This window comes from uncultured Aquincola sp., assembly GCF_964001545.1.
Taxonomy (GTDB): Bacteria; Pseudomonadota; Gammaproteobacteria; order Burkholderiales; family Burkholderiaceae_C; genus Aquincola.
Genome location: NZ_CAXFDV010000028.1, coordinates 1 through 16980, shown reverse-complemented (window position 1 = coordinate 16980; position 16980 = coordinate 1). Strand labels below are relative to the sequence as shown.

Below are 16980 nucleotides of genomic sequence, written 5' to 3'. Positions count from 1 at the left end.
TGGTCAGCTGGCGGATCAGCGACATCACCCGCCCGTCCACCCGGCCGAACGGCGTGCCGCCGCCGACGGCGCCTTGGCGCTGCGGTGCGCCGGGTTCTTCGCTCAACGCAGCGCCGCGGCTGGACAGGCCGTCGTAGCCCGAGGTGTTGAAGCCCAGGTCATGCCCGGGGCCCTGGGTGCCGCGCACGGCCAGGCTCACCGGCTGCACGCCGCTGTCGCGCCAGGACTGCACGATGTCGGCATACACCTTGGGCATGCGCTCGGCCAGGCCCCGGCCCAGTTCGATGCCGAGCAGCTTGCGCACCTCGGGCCGCGTCGACACCGCTTCCACACCGGCCAGCAAGGCCTTGCCGATGATCTCCGGCCGCAGCGGATTGCGGTCGTGGTCGGGCCGGCCCAGGCGCAGCAGCGAGCCCACGTAGGCATCCAGCTCACGCAGCTCCCACTCGCAGGCATGCTGGATCGTCAGGCCGAAGCGGTCGGCTTCGATGCCGGCTTCCACCTCGTGGTCGTCCACCAGGCTCAAGGCCTCCCAGGGGGTGGAGGCCGAAGTGCGCGGGGCCTCGCGGCGGGGCGCGGTTTCGCGCGCCACCTGATGGTCCAGCGTGTCGTTGAAGGCATGGCCGAAGGCGGCCTGCTGGCGGTTCAGCTCGAACTGGGCCGCCAGGAAGTCGTCGCGCTCATGGATGCGCAGGCTGGAGAGTGCGGCCAGGCCCAGGCTGTCCACGCAGCGCTGCGCCGCCTCACGGGCGGCATGCTTGATGCGCAAGGCCGCAGCCTGCAGCGCGGCGTCGGGACGCGGAAACGGCGAATTCATGATGCGCACGGCGACCGAGGTGGAACGAGGCAGGCGACAGCTTGGCGCGCTGGCTGCCTCATGCCCCGGATATCGGCAAGTATGGGTGCAACTTCAACACCCTGCCGGGGCGGTCAACGCTTGAGCGCGTCGCGGATCTCGCGCAGCAGCTTCACGTCCTCGGGCTCGGGCGCCGGGGCGGCGGGCGCGGGTTCCGGCTCGGATAGGCGCAGGCGGTTGATCTGCTTGACCATCACGAAGATGACGAAGGCCAGGATCAGGAAGTTGAGCGCCACGGTCAGGAAGTTGCCGTAGGCCAGCAGCGGCACGCCGGCCTTGGTCAGCGCCTCGTAGGTCATCGGCCCGTTGTAGCCCGCCGGCGGGCTGGCCAGCAGCAGGAAGTAGTTGGAGAAGTCCAGGCCGCCGACCACCCGGCCCACCACCGGCATGATGATGTCCTTGACCAGCGAGTCGACGATCTTGCCGAACGCTGCCCCGATGATGACGCCCACGGCCAGATCGACCACGTTGCCCTTGACTGCAAACGACTTGAACTCGCTGATGAAACTCATCCTGCACGCTCCTGTGCTTGTTGTACCTGTCGGTCACCGGGCCTCTTCCCGGTGCGCCGCGAGTATGACTTGGGTCAGTAGCGCTTCACGAAGGACGTGAACCTGTAAAGGGTCCGTTAGAATCCGCGGTTGCCCCTGACGGAAACCCCGCGTGTGTTTCTTGTCGCGTCTTCCAGCGAATGCCACCAGAGGACCTCATGAGTGACCACCAAGTCGACAAAGCCAAACGCACGTGGCTCGTCGCATCCGGATGTGCGGGTGCGGTGGGCGGCATTGCCGTGGCTGTGCCGTTTGTTTCGACGTTCACCCCGTCCGAACGTGCGAAAGCCGCTGGCGCCCCTGTAGAGGTCGACATTGGCAGCCTGCAGCCGGGCCAGAAAGTCACCGTCGAATGGCGCGGCAAGCCGGTGTGGGTGGTGCGCCGCACCCCTGAGCAGGTCGAGGCGCTGAAGAAGCTCGACGGCCAGCTCGCCGATCCCAAGTCCGAGCGCAAGCCCGACGAGATCACCCCGATGGCCAGCTGCCGCAACGAGTGGCGCTCGATCAAGCCCGAGTACCTGGTCGTCGTCGGCATCTGCACCCACCTGGGTTGCTCGCCCACCGACAAGTTCGTGGCCGGCCCGCAGCCCTCGCTGCCCGAAGACTGGCAAGGCGGCTTCCTGTGCCCCTGCCACGGCTCCACCTTCGACATGGCGGGCCGGGTGTTCAAGAACAAGCCCGCGCCGGACAACCTCGAGGTGCCGCCGCACACGTACCTGTCCGATACGCGCCTGCTGATCGGCGAGGCCCAGAAGGCCTGACACCCCAGAACCTCGCGAGGCACACAACATGGCGGAATTCAAGCAAGCCCCGGCCGGCGCGTCCCTCCCGCAGCAGATGCTGACCTGGGTGGACAACCGGTTCCCAGCCAGCAAGCTGTACAAGGAGCACCTCTCCGAGTACTACGCGCCCAAGAACTTCAACTTCTGGTACTTCTTCGGTTCGCTGGCGCTGCTGGTGCTGGTGATCCAGATCGTCACCGGCATCTTCCTGGTGATGCACTACAAGCCCGACGCCAACCTGGCGTTCGCTTCGGTCGAGTACATCATGCGTGATGTGCCCTGGGGCTGGCTGGTGCGCTACATGCACTCCACCGGCGCCTCGGCGTTCTTCGTGGTGGTGTACCTGCACATGTTCCGCGGCCTGCTGTACGGCAGCTACCGCAAGCCGCGTGAGCTGGTCTGGATCTTCGGCTGCGCGATCTTCCTGTGCCTGATGGCCGAAGCCTTCATGGGCTACCTGCTGCCCTGGGGCCAGATGAGCTACTGGGGCGCGCAGGTGATCGTGAACCTGTTCGCCGCCGTGCCCTTCGTCGGCCCCGACCTGGCGCTGCTGATCCGCGGCGACTACGTGGTGAGCGACGCCACCCTGAACCGCTTCTTCAGCTTCCACGTCATCGCGGTGCCGCTGGTGCTGCTGGGTCTGGTGGTGGCGCACATCATCGCGCTGCACGAAGTGGGCTCCAACAACCCCGACGGCGTCGAGATCAAGGCCAAGAAGGACGCACTGGGCCGCCCGCTGGACGGCATTCCCTTCCATCCGTACTACACGGTGCACGACATCCTGGGCGTGAGCGTGTTCCTGATGGTGTTCAGCGCGATCATCTTCTTCGCGCCGGAGCTGGGCGGCTACTTCCTGGAGTACAACAACTTCATCCCGGCCGACCCGCTCAAGACGCCGCCGCACATCGCGCCGGTCTGGTACTTCACGCCGTTCTACTCGATGCTGCGCGCCACCACCGACGACCTCGTCAACGTGCTGTCGGTGATCATCGGCCTGGCCGCGCTGCTGTCGTTCTTCAAGCTGCGCGCCGGCATGTTCGTCAAGGTGGGCGTCGTCGTCGCGGCGGCCGTGGCCATCGTGCTGCTCAAGACCTTCGACGCCAAGTTCTGGGGCGTGGTGGTGATGGGCGGCGCCGTCATCATCCTGTTCTTCCTGCCCTGGCTGGACCACAGCCCGGTCAAGTCGATCCGCTACCGCCCGACCTGGCACATGTACCTGTACGGCGTGTTCGTGGTGTTCTTCTTCGTGCTCGGCTACCTGGGCATCCAGCCGCCGTCCACCGCCGGCACCATCGTGTCGCAGGTGGGCACGCTGTTCTATTTCGGCTTCTTCCTGCTGATGCCCTGGTGGAGCCAGATCGGCACGTTCAAGCCGGTGCCTGACCGCGTGGTCTTCACCCCCCACTGAAGCCACAGGAGTTGCGAGACATCATGAAAAAGATTCTTCTCTCCCTGCTGGCATCGCTGGCGCTGTTGTCCGGTGGTGCGCAGGCTTCGGGTGAAGGCCCGCCGCTCGACCGCTTCCCGGTCGAGCGCATGACCGACGTGGCGGCCCTGCAGAACGGCGCCAAGCTGTTCGTCAATTACTGCTTGAACTGCCACTCGGCTTCGTTCATGCGCTACAACCGCCTGCGCGACATCGGCCTGACCGACGAGCAGATCAAGAGCAAGCTGGCCTTCCCGACCCAGAACGTGGGCGACATGATGAAGGCCGCCATCGATCCCAAGCAGGCCAAGGAATGGTTCGGCGCCACGCCGCCCGACCTGACCGTGATCGCCCGCTCGCGCGCCAGCGGCGCCGGCACCGGTGCCGATTACCTCTACACCTACCTGCGCACCTACTACCGCGACGACACCAAGGCCACCGGCTGGAACAACATCGCCTTCCCGAACGTCGGCATGCCCAACCCGCTGTGGGAACTGCAGGGCCAGCGTGCGGCTCAGTTCACCGAGCAGCCCGACCCGCACGAACACGGCAAGACCGTGCACGTGTTCAACGGCTTCCAGCAGCTGACGCCCGGCACCATGTCGCCCACCGAGTTCGACGGCGCAGTGGCCGACCTGGTGGCCTACCTGCAATGGATGGGTGAGCCGCAGCAGAACTACCGTGTGCGGCTGGGTGTGTGGGTGCTGATCTTCCTGGGCCTGTTCACCGTCATCGCCTGGCGCCTGAACGCTGCCTACTGGAAAGACATCAAGTAGTCATTCGGCGCGACCCGGGGCCGCCGCAGGCCAGGGTCGTCAGCGCAGTGGTGCTTCCGGGCCCACTGCGCTTCGTGTTTTCTGAGCTGAGATGCTCGCTGTTCGAATTGTTAGAAGAAGGGGCCCGCTGCCATGATGGTGCTTTACTCTGGAACCACCGATCCTTACTCGCACCGCTGCCGCTTCGTGCTGTTTGAAAAGGGCATGGACTTCGAGATCCGCGACGTGGATCTGTTCGCCAAGCCCGAAGACATCGCGTTGATGAACCCGTACAACGAGGTGCCGATCCTGGTGGAACGCGACCTCATCCTGTATGAGTCGCACATCATCAACGAGTACATCGACGAGCGCTTCCCGCATCCGCAGCTGATGCCCGGCGACCCGGTGGCCCGTGCGCGCGTGCGCCTGTTCCTGCTCAATTTCGAGAAGGAGCTGTTCGCCAACGTGAACCTGCTGGAAAGCCGTGGGGTCAAGGCCACCGAGAAACAGCTGGAAAAGGCCCGCGCCCAGATCCGCGACCGCCTGACGCAGCTGGCGCCCATCTTCCAGAAGAACAAGTACATGCTGGGCGACGACTTCTCGATGCTGGACGTGGCCATCGCGCCGCTGCTGTGGCGCCTGGACTACTACGGTATCGAGCTGTCGAAGAACGCGCTGCCGCTGCTGAAGTACGCCGAACGCATCTTCTCGCGCCCGGCCTACATCGAGGCGCTGACGCCGTCTGAAAAAGTGATGCGCAAGTAAGCGGATGACGTCGCCGATCGCTCCTGAAGGGCAGGGCACCTCCACCCGGCCCTACCTGATTCGTGCGTTGCACGACTGGTGCACCGACAACGGCTTCACGCCCTACGTCGCGGTCTTCGTCGACCGCAGCGTGCAGGTGCCGATGGAGTACGTGAAGAACAACGAGATCGTTCTGAACGTCGGCTTCGAGGCCACCAGCGGCCTGAAGCTGGGCAACGAATTCATCGAGTTCCGCGCCCGTTTCGGCGGCCAGCCGCGCGACATCGTGGTGCCGATCGACCACGTTGTGGCCATCTACGCCCGCGAGAACGGCCAGGGCATGGCCTTCCCGATGCCCACCGACAGCACCGCCGGCCCCAGCGCCGACGAGGCGGCCGCGCCGGCGGTCGAGCAGGGCGCTGCTGCGCCGGCCTCGCCCACCGCGGCGCCCACCCCGGCGGGCGGCCCGCGTGGCCTGCGGCTGGCGGCGGAATCGGAAGGCGAAGCCAATCCGCCCGGCGAAGAACCGCCCGAGCCGCCCAGCGGCGGCGGCGCGCGCCCTTCGCTCAAGCGCATCAAGTAGCGCGGGGGCGGCCCGCGGGCTGCCCCTAGAATCTTTGCTCCAAGCCGTGCCGGCTTAGCTCAGTTGGTAGAGCACCCGCCTTGTAAGCGGAAGGTCTTCGGTTCGATTCCGAAAGCCGGCACCAGAGACCCGGCCTTGGGGCGCTTGGCCGGCGGTCCGACGATGGTGCATATTTGCGCCTCGATCTGTTGTCCAGAGTTGCCTGTTGCCTATGCTGTACAAAGCGTTTGGACTGCAGGGGGCTATGGTGACATCTTCGGTGCTGTACAAGGGTGCTGGTCCCGGATCACATTGGCATGTCCATGATGCCCGGCTGACTGGTTTTTCACCCTCCGCGACTGCGCCGCCGACGCCTGCAGGCGTCGTCAGGCACATTGCGCAGGGATCCCTTGTCTCCCCTTACATCTCGTTCACGACGTCGTTTGCCGTCGCCCGGCAGTATGCGTTGGTCGGCGTTGGTGGTGTTGCGTCCAGTGCTTCCCCGGGCTACGTCTACGAAGTCGACGTATCACAAATGGGTGTGCCGTTCACGTTCGTAAATCCCCTGGAGCGACTCATTGCCGGGTCGAACGGGCGATACTGCCACGAGCACAATGGCACAGGCGCGCTACTTGCTGAGATCGCGGCTGGGATGTTGAGTTGGTCTGCTGCCATGCAAAGCGGTATGCAGTACGTCACGCCGACCGTCACGCCGGAACTCCGGGCACTGGTATTCGCGGTGCGCGATGCCGAAGTTCTGAGTGACCGGAGCGTTCCCGCAGCGGCGATTTTTAGGCGACACAACGTGTCGTGACCGGACGAGGCTCACATGCAAGATGTTCGAACGGTGAAGTTGGACCACCTCGCGATTGGCGGAGGTGCCTATGCGAACGAAGCCTGGTTGCTGGGGGGGCCCATCGTCTTGGTAGGTGCCCAGCACGGTCAGGAGCTGGCCAAGTCGCGCCTGGATCTTCAGAAGGGTGTGTTTCTCGACCGGTTGCCTGGTGGCGCGCAACCTTCGTCGGAAGGCATTCGGCAACTCGTGTTGAAGCTCGCGTCAGAAAACTGACTTGTAGGCGTTGCGCGGCGCTTGCTGGCGAGCACCTCACTGCCCGCTCATCACCCGGATACGTATCGCCGGCGTGGGCAGGTTGGCCTCCTGCAGCAGTTCCACCAGCCGCGGCAGCATCTGGCGCAGCTTGGCGCTCACCGCCGCGTTGCTGACCAGCAGCGCCCAACCCTCTTCATCCACCGGACCCGGCTTGATGTGCCGCCGCAGGGCCGGCGGCAGCGCGGGCTCGATCACGCGGTAGCGCTGGTTGGAGGCCTGCACCCGCTCGACCAGTCGCGCCAGCGGCGCGCTGCCTTCCAGCGCCTCTCGGATGGGTCGGGTGAGCGGGGTGCCGCCGGGGGGGGTGCGTGCCATCGGTGCAGTCTAGCCCCGGTGATAGACTCGATCGGCTCAGCGTCGGGCCGGCCGTCACGGCCGCAGACGCGTTGTCGCCCGGCGTTGCAGAGTGCCGGGCGTTGCAAACCGGGCCTGCGCCCTCAGGTGCTTCGTTCCTGCCCCGCAGGCTCTTCCGGTCAGCAGGTCCCTTCGCGGGCCGGCCGGCTCCTTGTTCTCCAGCTTCGTTCAGCGCATGTTGCCTAAGCTTCTCACTTCGATTTTTGGTAGTCGCAACGATCGGCTGATCAAGCAGTTCCGGGCGGTGGTGCAGCAGATCAATGCGCTGGAGCCCCAGTTCGAGAAGCTGGACGACGCCGCGCTGCGTGGCAAGACCGACGAGTTCCGCCAGCGCCTGGCCCAGGGCGAAACGCTGGACGCGCTGCTGCCCGAAGCCTTTGCCACCGTGCGTGAAGGTGGCAAGCGCTGCCTGAAGATGCGCCACTTCGACGTGCAGCTGATCGGCGGCATGACGCTGCACCAGGGCAAGATCGCCGAGATGCGCACCGGCGAAGGCAAGACGCTGATGGCCACGCTGCCGGTGTACCTGAACGCGCTGTCCGGCAAGGGCGTGCACGTGGTCACGGTCAACGACTACCTGGCCCGCCGCGACGCCGAATGGATGGGCCGGCTGTACAACTTCCTCGGTCTGACCGTGGGCGTGAACGTGCCCGGCATGAGCCGCGAGGAAAAGCAGGCCGCCTACAACGCCGACGTCACCTACGGCACGAACAACGAGTTCGGCTTCGACGTGCTGCGCGACAACATGGTCTACGAGGTGGGCGACCGCGTGCAGCGCAAGCTGAACTACGCCATCGTCGACGAGGTGGACTCGATCCTGATCGACGAGGCCCGCACGCCGCTGATCATCAGCGGCCAGGCCGAAGACCACACCGAGCTGTACGTGCGCATCAACGCCGTCGTGCCCAAGCTCAAGAAGCAGATCGGCGAAGCCGACCCGCGCACCGGCGAAGGCGTGATCGAGCCCGGCGACTTCACGGTGGACGAAAAGAGCCACCAGGTGTTCCTGACGGAAGACGGCCACGAGAACGCCGAGCGCATCCTGACCGAGGCCGGCCTGCTGGCCGAAGGCGCCAGCCTGTACGACCCGGCCAACATCACGTTGATGCACCACGTGTACGCCGCGCTGCGTGCACGCCACCTGTACAACCGCGACCAGCACTACGTGGTGCAGGGCGGTGAGGTGGTGATCGTCGACGAGTTCACCGGCCGCCTGATGACGGGCCGCCGCTGGAGCGACGGCCTGCACCAGGCCGTGGAAGCCAAGGAAGGCGTGAAGATCCAGAGCGAGAACCAGACGCTCGCTTCGATCACCTTCCAGAACTACTTCCGGATGTACGCCAAGCTGTCGGGCATGACCGGCACGGCCGACACCGAAGCGTACGAGTTCCAGGAGATCTACGGCCTGGAAACCGTGGTCATTCCGCCCAACCGGCCCACCATCCGCAAGGACGAACTCGACCTGGTCTACAAGACCAACAAGGAGAAGTTCAACGCGGTGATCGAGGACATCCGCGACGCGCACACCCGCGGCCAGCCGGTGCTGGTGGGCACCACCTCGATCGAGAACTCCGAGCTCATCTCCAACCTGCTGACGGCCGCCAAGCTGCCGCACCAGGTGCTCAACGCCAAGCAGCACGCAAAAGAAGCCGAGATCGTGGCCCAGGCCGGCCGGCCGGGCGTGATCACCATCGCCACCAACATGGCGGGCCGCGGCACCGACATCGTGCTGGGCGGCAACGTCGAGAAGCAGGTGCAGATCCTCGAGGCCGACGAGACCGTGCCGGCCGACGAGAAGGCCCGCCGCATCGAGCAACTCAAGGCCGAGTGGCAGAGCCTGCACGACAAGGTGCGCGCCGAAGGCGGCCTGCGCATCATCGCGACCGAGCGGCATGAGTCGCGCCGCATCGACAACCAGCTGCGTGGCCGCGCCGGCCGCCAGGGCGACCCGGGTTCCTCGCGCTTTTACCTGTCGCTGGAAGATCCGCTGATGCGCATCTTCGCGGGCGACCGCGTGCGCGCCATCATGGACCGGCTGAAGATGCCGGAAGGCGAGGCCATCGAAGCCGGCATCGTCTCGCGCAGCATCGAAGGCGCGCAGCGCAAGGTGGAAGCCCGCAACTTCGACGTGCGCAAGCAGCTGCTGGAGTACGACGACGTCGCCAACGACCAGCGCAAGGTCATCTACCAGCAGCGCAACGAGATCCTGGAATCCACTTCGGTGGCCGAGCAGATCACCAACCTGCGCCGCAGCGCCATCGCCGGTGTGGTGCGCGCGCATGTGCCCGAAGGCAGCCTGGAAGAGCAGTGGGAGCTGGACGGCCTGGAGAAGTCGCTGCGCGACGAATGGCAGCTGGAAGTGCCGCTCAAGGCCATGGTCGAGGGCAGCGACAGCGTGACCGACGAGGACATCGAGGAGCGCGTGGTCAAGGCCGCCGACGAGGTGTTCGAGGCCAAGGTGGCCATCGTCGGTGAGGACCAGTTCAACCCGTTCATGCGCATGGTGCTGCTGCAGTCCATCGACAGCCACTGGCGTGAGCACCTGGCTTCGCTCGACTACCTGCGTCAGGGCATCCACCTGCGCGGCTACGCGCAGAAGAACCCCAAGCAGGAGTACAAGCGCGAAGCCTTCGAGCTGTTCTCGCAGATGCTCGACCAGGTGAAGCTGGAAGTCACCCGCGTGCTGCTGACGGTGCGCATCCAGTCGCAGGACCAAGTGGCGCAGGCCGCCGAGGCCATCGAGCAGAGCGCCAGCGAGCTGGGCCAGGTGACCTACACCCACCCGAACGAAGACGGCTCGGTGTCGCAGGAAACCGAAGGCGGCAATCTGGCCGACCAGCTGCCGCGCGTGGGCCGCAACGACCCCTGCCCCTGCGGCAGCGGCAAGAAGTACAAGCAGTGCCACGGCCGCCTGAGCTGATCCGCCCTCTCTTCTCCCCGTTGAACTGACCGCACCGACCGGAGGCCGCCGATGCCCGTGAACCTGCAAGCGCCCAACCCTGCCGACCTGCATCCTGTCGCCGGTGTGCGCCTGGGCATCGCGATGGCCGGCATCCGCAAGGCCAACCGCAAGGACTTGGTGGTGCTGGCGCTGGACGAAGGCTCGCAGGTGGCGGGCGTGTTCACCCGCAACCGCTTTTGCGCCGCGCCGGTGCAGGTGGGCCAGGCGCACCTGGCGGCCGGCCGCGGCATCCGCGCGCTGGTCATCAACACCGGCAATGCCAACGCCGGCACCGGTGAAGACGGCCTGCAGCGCGCCCGCGCCACCTGCGCCGCCGCCGCGCGGCTGATGAACCTGGCGCCCGAGCAGGTGCTGCCGTTTTCCACCGGCGTGATCATGGAAACGCTACCCGTCGACCGCATCGAAGCCGGCCTGCCCGCCGCGCTGGCCGACCTGCGCGCCGATGGCTGGGCCGACGCGGCCCAGGGCATCATGACCACCGACACCCTGCCCAAGGCCGCCTCGCGCCAGGTGCAGGTGGGTGGCCGCACCGTCACCGTCACCGGCATTTCCAAGGGCGCCGGCATGATCCGGCCCAACATGGCCACCATGCTCAGCTACATGGCCACCGACGCTGCGGTGGCGCCCGCGCTGCTGCAGCCGCTGGTGCGCGAGGCGGCCGACCTCAGCTTCAACCGCATCACCATCGACGGTGATACCTCCACCAACGACTCGTTCGTGCTGATCGCCACCGGCCAGGCCGGCAACGCGCCGGTGGAGTCGCTGGACTCGGAAGACGGCCGTGCGCTGCGCGATGCCGTGGTGGCCGTGGCCACGCAGCTGGCCCAGGCCATCGTGCGCGACGGTGAAGGCGCCACCAAGTTCATCACCGTGCAGATCGACGGTGGCCGCACGGCCGAAGAGTGCAAGCTGGCGGCCTATGCCATCGCGCATTCGCCGCTGGTCAAGACCGCCTTCTTCGCCAGCGACCCCAACCTGGGCCGCATCCTGGCGGCGGTGGGTTACGCGGGCATCGACGACCTCGACCAGTCGAAGATCGACCTCTTCCTGGACGACGTGCACGTGGCCCGCGCCGGCGGCCGCCACCCCGAGTACCAGGAAGCCGACGGCCAGCGGGTGATGAAGCAAAGCGAGATCACCGTGCGCGTCGATCTGCACCGCGGCAGCGCCAGCGCCACGGTGTGGACCTGCGACCTGTCGCACGACTACGTCAGCATCAACGCCGACTACCGCAGCTGATATTGGCCGGCTCGTAGGGCTTGATGCGGCCTGTGTGCCGCTGTTAGCCTGCCGGATTGGCCAGGGCCGCCCACGAGGCGCGCCGCCGATCCGTGAGACCCGAGCCCATGAAGCCGACCATTCGCCTGCCCGCCGCCTGGCGCCGCAGGCTGCAACTGCCGCCCAACGACCTGCTGCGCAACGCGGCCTACCGGCGGCTGTTCACCTCCATCTTGTGCAGCTCGCTGGGCGGGCAGGTGACCATGCTGGCGCTGCCGCTCACCGCCGCGCTGCTGCTGCACGCCACGCCCACGCAGATGGGTTGGCTCACCACGATGGAGCTGCTGCCCTTCGTGCTGTTCTCGCTGCCTTGCGGCGTGTGGCTCGACCGTGTGCGCAAGCTGCCGGTGTACGTGGCGGGCGAGTTCTCGCTGGCGGTGGCCGTGCTCACCGTGCCGCTGGCCTGGGCCATGGGCTGGCTGACCATCGGCTGGCTGTACGTGGTGGGCTTTCTCATCGGCACCGTGTACACCACCGCCGGCAGCGCCGCGCAGATCGTGCTCACCCAGGTGGTGCCGCGCGAGCGGCTGGTGGAAGCGCATGCCAAGAACGCGCTGGCCACCTCCGGCGCCGAAGTGGCCGGCCCGGGCCTGGCCGGCGCGTTGATCAAGGCCGTGGGCGCGCCGATGGCGCTGATGATCGACGCGGTGCTGCTGCTGGTGTCGGTCGCCATCCTGCGTGGGGTGGAGGCGCCTGAAACTCGCCAACCGCAGGCCGGCCAACGCTTCTGGCCGCAGCTCAAGGAAGGCCTGCGCTTCGTCGCCCACCACCGGCTGCTGATCGCGCTGGCGGTGGCCGTGGGCCTTTGGCAGATGTGCCACAACGCCGCGCTGGTGGTGCAGATCCTGTACGCCACGCGTGAGCTGGGCATGTCCGAGCGGGCCATCGGCCTGGCCTATGTGGCCATGGGTGGCGGCACGGTGCTGGCCAGCACCTTGGGCCACCGCATCAGCGAGCGCATCGGCCCCGGCCCCTGCCTGACGCTGGGCATCGCCAGCTGCGGCCTGGGCTGGCTGCTGGCGGCCGTGGTGCCGCCGCAGCACGGCGGCGTGGCGGCGTTCGTGGTGATGCTGATGCTGTTCGGCAGCGGCGCGGTGCTGATCTTCATCAACTTCCTGGCGCTGCGCCAGGCGGTGACGCCCGAGCCGCTGCTGGGCCGCATGACCAGCATCATGCGTTGGCTGATCATCCTGCCGGCGGGCCCGGGCGCGCTGCTGGGTGGCTGGCTGGGGGAGCATGTGGCGCTGCGCGCCACACTGCTGTTTTCGGGCGTCACCGCCTTGCTGCTGGCCGGCCTGGCGCTGCGGCACCCGGTGATCCGCGCGGTGCGCAGCCTGCCTTCGCAACCGAAGTCGGAGGCGGCACCCCCGGAAGATCCGGCCGCCGAGGCGATGCCGTTGAAGGCGTGAGTCAGTCGGCGGTGCCGGGCGCTGCGGCCGAGAAGCGGTCCACCGCATCGGTGATCACGCCATCGATGCCCGCGGCCTCCAGCCGCCGCGCATCGGCGCTGTCGTTCACCGTGTAGCAGAGCGAACGCAGGCCGGCGGCGTGAATGCGGCCGATCACCGCTTCATCCAACAGCTTGTGGTTGCACACCACCGCCACGCAGCCCAGGCCTTGCGCTTCTTCCAGCCAGCCTTCGCGCAGGCTGTCCAGCAGCAGCGCACGCGGCACCTGCGGTGCGGTGTCGCGCGCGCCGGCCAGCGACTCGGGCTGGAACGAGCTGAACAGCGGCGGCAGTGCCTGCGGCTGCGCGCCCCACAGGCGCAGCACCTCGGTGCCCACCACCTCGCCGGTGCGGCGTTCTGCGCCCGGCGTCGGCTTGATCTCGATGTTGAGTGCAAAACCGTTGCGCAGCACATAGGCCGCGATGGCGTCCAGCCGCGGCAGCGGCTCGCCCGCGTAGCCGCGTGAATGCCAGCTGCCGGCGTCCAGCCGCGACAAGGCGTCCCAGGCCAGATCACCCGCCGTGCCCCGACCGCTGGTGGTGCGCTCCAACGTGGCGTCGTGCAGCAGGAAGGGCACGCCGTCGGCACTCAGCTTCACGTCGCACTCAAAGGCGCGGTAGCCATGGGCAGCGCCCAGGCGGAAGGCGGCCAGCGTGTTCTCCGGCGCCAGCTTGCCGGCGCCGCGGTGGGCGATCCAGCGGGGGTAGGGCCAGGTCGCCTGCATATTGACGCTTCGCATCATGGGCGCTGCCTCAGGTGCCGCTCACGCGCTGCTGGGTCTCGGCATCGAACCAGTGCAGGTGCGCCGCCTGCACCAGCAGCTGCACCGTCTGGCCCAGCGCGGGTGCGCGGTCGCCGCTGTCCACCCGCACCGTCACCAGGTCGCTGCCGGGCGACAGCCGGCCGTAGATCAGCCGCTCGGCGCCCAGCGTCTCGATCATCTCGACGGTGAAGGGCCAGCCACCGTGGCCGTTGGCCGGGTCGGCGATGGACAGGTGCTCGGGCCGCGCGCCCAGGATCAAGGCGCCCGCACGCGGCGCCGTGGCCGGCAGCGTGAGCGAAGCCCCTTCGATGCTGAAGCGCGAGCCATCGACCGTGCCGCGGATCAGGTTCATCGGCGGCGAGCCGATGAAGCCCGCGACGAAGGTGGTGGCCGGGCGGGTGTACACCTCGTCCGGCGTGCCGATCTGCTCCATGCGGCCGGCGTTCATCACGATCATGCGCTGGGCCAGCGTCATCGCCTCCACCTGGTCGTGCGTGACGAACAGCGAGGTGACGCCCAGCTCGCGGTGCAGCTTCTGGATCTCGAGCCGCGTTTGCGCGCGCAGCTTGGCGTCCAGGTTCGACAGCGGCTCGTCGAACAAAAACACCTGCGGCTGCCGCACGATGGCGCGGCCCATGGCCACGCGCTGGCGCTGGCCGCCCGACAGCTGCCGCGGCCGGCGGTCCAGCAGCGCGCCCAGCTCCAGGATCTTGGCGGCCTTTTGCACCCGGGCCTCGATCTCGGCCGGCGGCACCTTGGCGATCTTCAGGCCGTAGGCCATGTTGGCGTACACCGTCATGTGCGGGTACAGCGCGTAGTTCTGGAACACCATGGCGATGTCCCGCTCCGACGGTTCCACGTTGTTGACCACGCGGCCGCCGATCGCGATCTCGCCGCCGCTGATCTCTTCCAGCCCGGCCACCATGCGCAGCAGCGTGCTCTTGCCGCAGCCCGAAGGCCCGACGATGACGACGAATTCGCCGTCGGTGATCTCCGCATTGACGCCGTGGATGACCTGCAGCGCGCTGGCACCGGTGCCATAGCGCTTGACCACGTTGCGGATGGAAATGGCTCCCACTGTGTTGTCCTATTTTTCGGTATCGACCAGGCCCTTGACGAACCACTTCTGCATGAGCATGACCACCAGCGCGGGCGGAATCATCGCCAGCATCGCGGTGGCCATGATCAGGTTCCACTCGTTGCCGGCTTCGCCGCCGGCGATCATCCGCTTGATGCCGATGACCACGGGGTACATGTCTTCCTGGGTGGTGACCAGCAGCGGCCACAGGTACTGGTTCCAGCCGTAGATGAACTGGATGACGAACAGCGCCGCGATGCTGGTGGTGGACAGCGGCACCAGCACGTCCTTGAAAAAGCGCAGCGGCCCGGCGCCGTCGATGCGCGCGGCCTCCACCAGCTCGTCGGGTACCGTCAAAAAGAACTGCCGGAACAGGAAGGTGGCCGTGGCCGAGGCGATCAGCGGCACCGTCAACCCGGCATAGCTGTTGAGCATGCCCAGGTCGCTCACCACCTTGTAGGTGGGCCCGATGCGCACTTCCACCGGCAGCATCAGCGTGACGAAGATGGCCCAGAAGAAGAACTTGCGGAACGGGAACTTGAAGTACACCAGCGCAAAGGCCGACAGCAGCGAGATGGCGATCTTGCCGATGGCGATGATCAGCGCGCTGATCAGGCTGACCATCATCATCCGGCCCACGGCGGCATTGGAGCCGCCGCCGCTGCCGGTGCCGAACAGCGCGGTGCGGTAGTTGTCGATGAAGTGCGCCCCCGGCAGCAGCGGCATCGGCTGCTGCACCACCTCGCTGGCGGTATGGGTGGAAGCGACGAAGGTCAGGTACACCGGGAAGGCGACGATCAGCACCCCCAGCAACAGAATGACGTGGGCCAGGATGCCCAGCGTGGGACGGCGCTCGACCATCAGTAGTTCACTTTCTTCTCGACGAACTTGAACTGCACCACCGTCAGCGCAATCACGATGACCATCAGCACCACCGACTGCGCGGCCGAGCCGCCCAGGTCCAGCGCCTTGAAGCCGTCGTAGTAGACCTTGTAGACCAGGATCGCGGTGTCCTTGCCGGGGCCGCCTTGCGTGGCCGCATCCACGATCGCGAAGGTATCGAAGAAGGCGTACACCACGTTGATCACCAGCAGGAAGAAGGTGGTGGGCGACAGCAGCGGAAACTGGATCGTCCAGAACCGCCGCCACGGTCGCGCACCGTCAATGGCCGCCGCCTCGATCAGCGACTTCGGGATGCTTTGCAGCCCGGCCAGGAAAAACAGGAAGTTGTACGAGAGCTGCTTCCACACCGCCGCCATCACGATCAGCGTCATCGCGTGGTGGCTGTTGAGCAGGTGGTTCCAGTCGAAGCCCAGCGTGCCCAGCGCATACGACACCACGCCGATGCTCGGCGCGAACATGAAGAGCCACAGCACGCCGGCCACCGCCGGCGCCACGGCATACGGCCAGATGAGCAGCGTGCGGTAGAAGTGCGTGCCGCGCACCACGCGGTCGGCAAACACAGCCAGCAGCAGCGAGAGGCTGATACCCAGCACCGCCACCAGCGCCGAGAACACCGCCGTGGTGCTGAACGAAGCCAGGTAGGTGGGGTCGTCCCACAGGCGCTGGAAGTTCTCCAGGCCCACCCATTCCACCGAGGTGCCGAAGGCGTCGGACTGCTGGAAGGACTGGACCAGGGCCTGGCCCGCGGGCCAGAAAAAGAAGACGGCGATGATGACCAGCTGCGGGGCGATGAGTGCCCAAGGCAGCCAGCTTGAACGGAAGACGACGCGTTTTTCCATGGGCGCGGCGGCGAGGCCGGCAGGTGCTTGTTGTTGTGATTGTCAGCCTCGCGGCACGCCCTCCCGGCGCGCCGCGAGGCCAGGCTCAGGCGCGTCAGCGGCTGTTGGCCTTCTGGAAGCGTTCCAGCTGCTCGTTGCCGCGCTTGACGATCGAGTCCAGCGCTTCCTTGGCGGTCTTCTTGCCGGCCCACACCTGTTCGAGTTCTTCGTCCTCGATGGCGCGGATCTGCAGGTAGTTGCCCAGGCGGATGCCGCGCGACTTGTCGGTCACCTTGCGGATCATCTGGTTCACCGCCACGTCGGTGCCCGGCTTGTCCTTGTAGAAGCCCGAGTCCTCGGTCAGCTTGAACGAGGCCATGGTCACCGGCAGGTAGCCGGTGCGCTTGTGGCTGGCCGACTGCACTTCAGGCTGCGAGATGTAGTTGAAGAACGAGGCGATGCCCTTGTATTCCTCGGCCTTCTTGCCCGACATCACCCACAGGCTGGCGCCGCCGATCACGGTGTTCTGCGGCGCGCCTTCCACGTCGGGGTAGTAGGGCAGCGGGGCCAGGCCGTAGGCGAACTTGGC

Annotated in this window: 17 protein-coding genes, 1 tRNA gene and 1 pseudogene; 11 read left to right on the top strand and 8 right to left on the bottom strand. The window is 66.8% G+C overall.

Going from position 1 to position 16980, the window contains the following annotated elements; translation table 11 throughout:
- Together ABNT58_RS01045 and mscL are read right to left on the bottom strand one after the other, a co-directional pair.
- The coding region (locus ABNT58_RS01045; protein WP_348751657.1) for a DUF1631 family protein at positions 1–817 on the bottom strand (817 nt) is incomplete at its 3' end.
- 113 nt (positions 818–930) lie between these two features.
- The gene (mscL, locus tag ABNT58_RS01040; RefSeq protein ID WP_348751656.1) at positions 931–1368 is read right to left on the bottom strand and encodes a large conductance mechanosensitive channel protein MscL; all 438 of its coding nucleotides are present in this window, start codon (positions 1366–1368) and stop codon (positions 931–933) included.
- A gap of 197 nt (positions 1369–1565) precedes the next feature.
- Between mscL and petA the strand changes: the two genes are divergently transcribed.
- The 8 genes from petA to ABNT58_RS01000 all read left to right on the top strand — a co-directional run bounded on the left by petA (position 1566) and on the right by ABNT58_RS01000 (position 6745).
- Positions 1566–2168, top strand: coding sequence for a ubiquinol-cytochrome c reductase iron-sulfur subunit (petA, locus tag ABNT58_RS01035; RefSeq protein ID WP_348751655.1), 603 nt, complete (start codon positions 1566–1568; stop codon positions 2166–2168).
- Positions 2169–2196: 28 nt separating this feature from the next.
- Positions 2197–3597 (top strand): cytochrome bc complex cytochrome b subunit, encoded by a 1401-nt coding sequence (locus tag ABNT58_RS01030; RefSeq protein ID WP_348751654.1) that lies wholly within the window; start codon positions 2197–2199, stop codon positions 3595–3597.
- Positions 3598–3620: 23 nt separating this feature from the next.
- Positions 3621–4391 carry a cytochrome c1 gene (locus ABNT58_RS01025; protein ID WP_348751653.1) on the top strand — a complete coding sequence of 257 codons (771 nt, stop codon included), beginning with the start codon at positions 3621–3623 and terminating at the stop codon, positions 4389–4391.
- Positions 4392–4523: 132 nt separating this feature from the next.
- Positions 4524–5135, top strand: coding sequence for a glutathione S-transferase N-terminal domain-containing protein (locus tag ABNT58_RS01020; protein ID WP_250197761.1), 612 nt, complete (start codon positions 4524–4526; stop codon positions 5133–5135).
- Between the two features lie 4 nt (positions 5136–5139).
- Positions 5140–5697 (top strand): ClpXP protease specificity-enhancing factor, encoded by a 558-nt coding sequence (locus ABNT58_RS01015; RefSeq protein WP_348751652.1) that lies wholly within the window; start codon positions 5140–5142, stop codon positions 5695–5697.
- Between the two features lie 48 nt (positions 5698–5745).
- Positions 5746–5821: transfer RNA gene (locus ABNT58_RS01010), tRNA-Thr, on the top strand.
- An 87-nt stretch (positions 5822–5908) separates the two neighbouring features.
- Positions 5909–6490: a hypothetical protein gene (locus ABNT58_RS01005; RefSeq protein WP_348751651.1), complete on the top strand. Its 582-nt coding sequence runs from the start codon at positions 5909–5911 to the stop codon at positions 6488–6490.
- A gap of 15 nt (positions 6491–6505) precedes the next feature.
- Entirely contained in the window at positions 6506–6745 is a 240-nt protein-coding gene (locus tag ABNT58_RS01000) for a hypothetical protein (RefSeq protein ID WP_348751650.1), read from the top strand.
- Between the two features lie 36 nt (positions 6746–6781).
- Here ABNT58_RS01000 and ABNT58_RS00995 read toward each other — a convergent pair whose 3' ends face one another.
- Positions 6782–7102, bottom strand: a complete 321-nt coding sequence (locus tag ABNT58_RS00995) for a hypothetical protein (RefSeq protein ID WP_348751649.1) — start codon at positions 7100–7102, stop codon at positions 6782–6784.
- A 214-nt stretch (positions 7103–7316) separates the two neighbouring features.
- Here ABNT58_RS00995 and secA point away from each other — a divergent pair, with 214 nt between their 5' ends.
- The 3 genes from secA (at position 7317) to ABNT58_RS00980 (ending at position 12790) form a co-directional block, all read left to right on the top strand.
- Positions 7317–10061 carry a preprotein translocase subunit SecA gene (gene secA, locus ABNT58_RS00990; RefSeq protein WP_348751648.1) on the top strand — a complete coding sequence of 915 codons (2745 nt, stop codon included), beginning with the start codon at positions 7317–7319 and terminating at the stop codon, positions 10059–10061.
- A gap of 51 nt (positions 10062–10112) precedes the next feature.
- Complete coding sequence (gene argJ / locus ABNT58_RS00985; protein WP_348751647.1) at positions 10113–11342, top strand: bifunctional glutamate N-acetyltransferase/amino-acid acetyltransferase ArgJ; 1230 nt, start codon at positions 10113–10115, stop codon at positions 11340–11342.
- A gap of 107 nt (positions 11343–11449) precedes the next feature.
- Positions 11450–12790, top strand: a complete 1341-nt coding sequence (locus ABNT58_RS00980) for an MFS transporter (protein ID WP_348751646.1) — start codon at positions 11450–11452, stop codon at positions 12788–12790.
- A 1-nt stretch (position 12791) separates the two neighbouring features.
- Here ABNT58_RS00980 and ugpQ read toward each other — a convergent pair whose 3' ends face one another.
- The 5 genes and pseudogenes from ugpQ to ABNT58_RS00955 all read right to left on the bottom strand — a co-directional run.
- Complete coding sequence (gene ugpQ / locus ABNT58_RS00975; RefSeq protein WP_348751645.1) at positions 12792–13553, bottom strand: glycerophosphodiester phosphodiesterase; 762 nt, start codon at positions 13551–13553, stop codon at positions 12792–12794.
- A 28-nt stretch (positions 13554–13581) separates the two neighbouring features.
- A complete protein-coding gene (locus ABNT58_RS00970) occupies positions 13582–14670 on the bottom strand; it encodes a sn-glycerol-3-phosphate import ATP-binding protein UgpC (protein ID WP_348751644.1) in 1089 nt (362 codons plus the stop codon).
- A gap of 9 nt (positions 14671–14679) precedes the next feature.
- Positions 14680–15531: a sn-glycerol-3-phosphate ABC transporter permease UgpE gene (ugpE, locus tag ABNT58_RS00965; protein WP_348751643.1), complete on the bottom strand. Its 852-nt coding sequence runs from the start codon at positions 15529–15531 to the stop codon at positions 14680–14682.
- Positions 15531–16412 carry a sn-glycerol-3-phosphate ABC transporter permease UgpA gene (ugpA, locus tag ABNT58_RS00960; RefSeq protein WP_348751642.1) on the bottom strand — a complete coding sequence of 294 codons (882 nt, stop codon included), beginning with the start codon at positions 16410–16412 and terminating at the stop codon, positions 15531–15533. Before ugpA ends, ugpE begins: the two co-directional genes overlap by 1 nt.
- A 94-nt stretch (positions 16413–16506) precedes the next feature.
- A pseudogene (locus tag ABNT58_RS00955) lies at positions 16507–16980 on the bottom strand (sn-glycerol-3-phosphate ABC transporter substrate-binding protein); the annotation flags it as partial.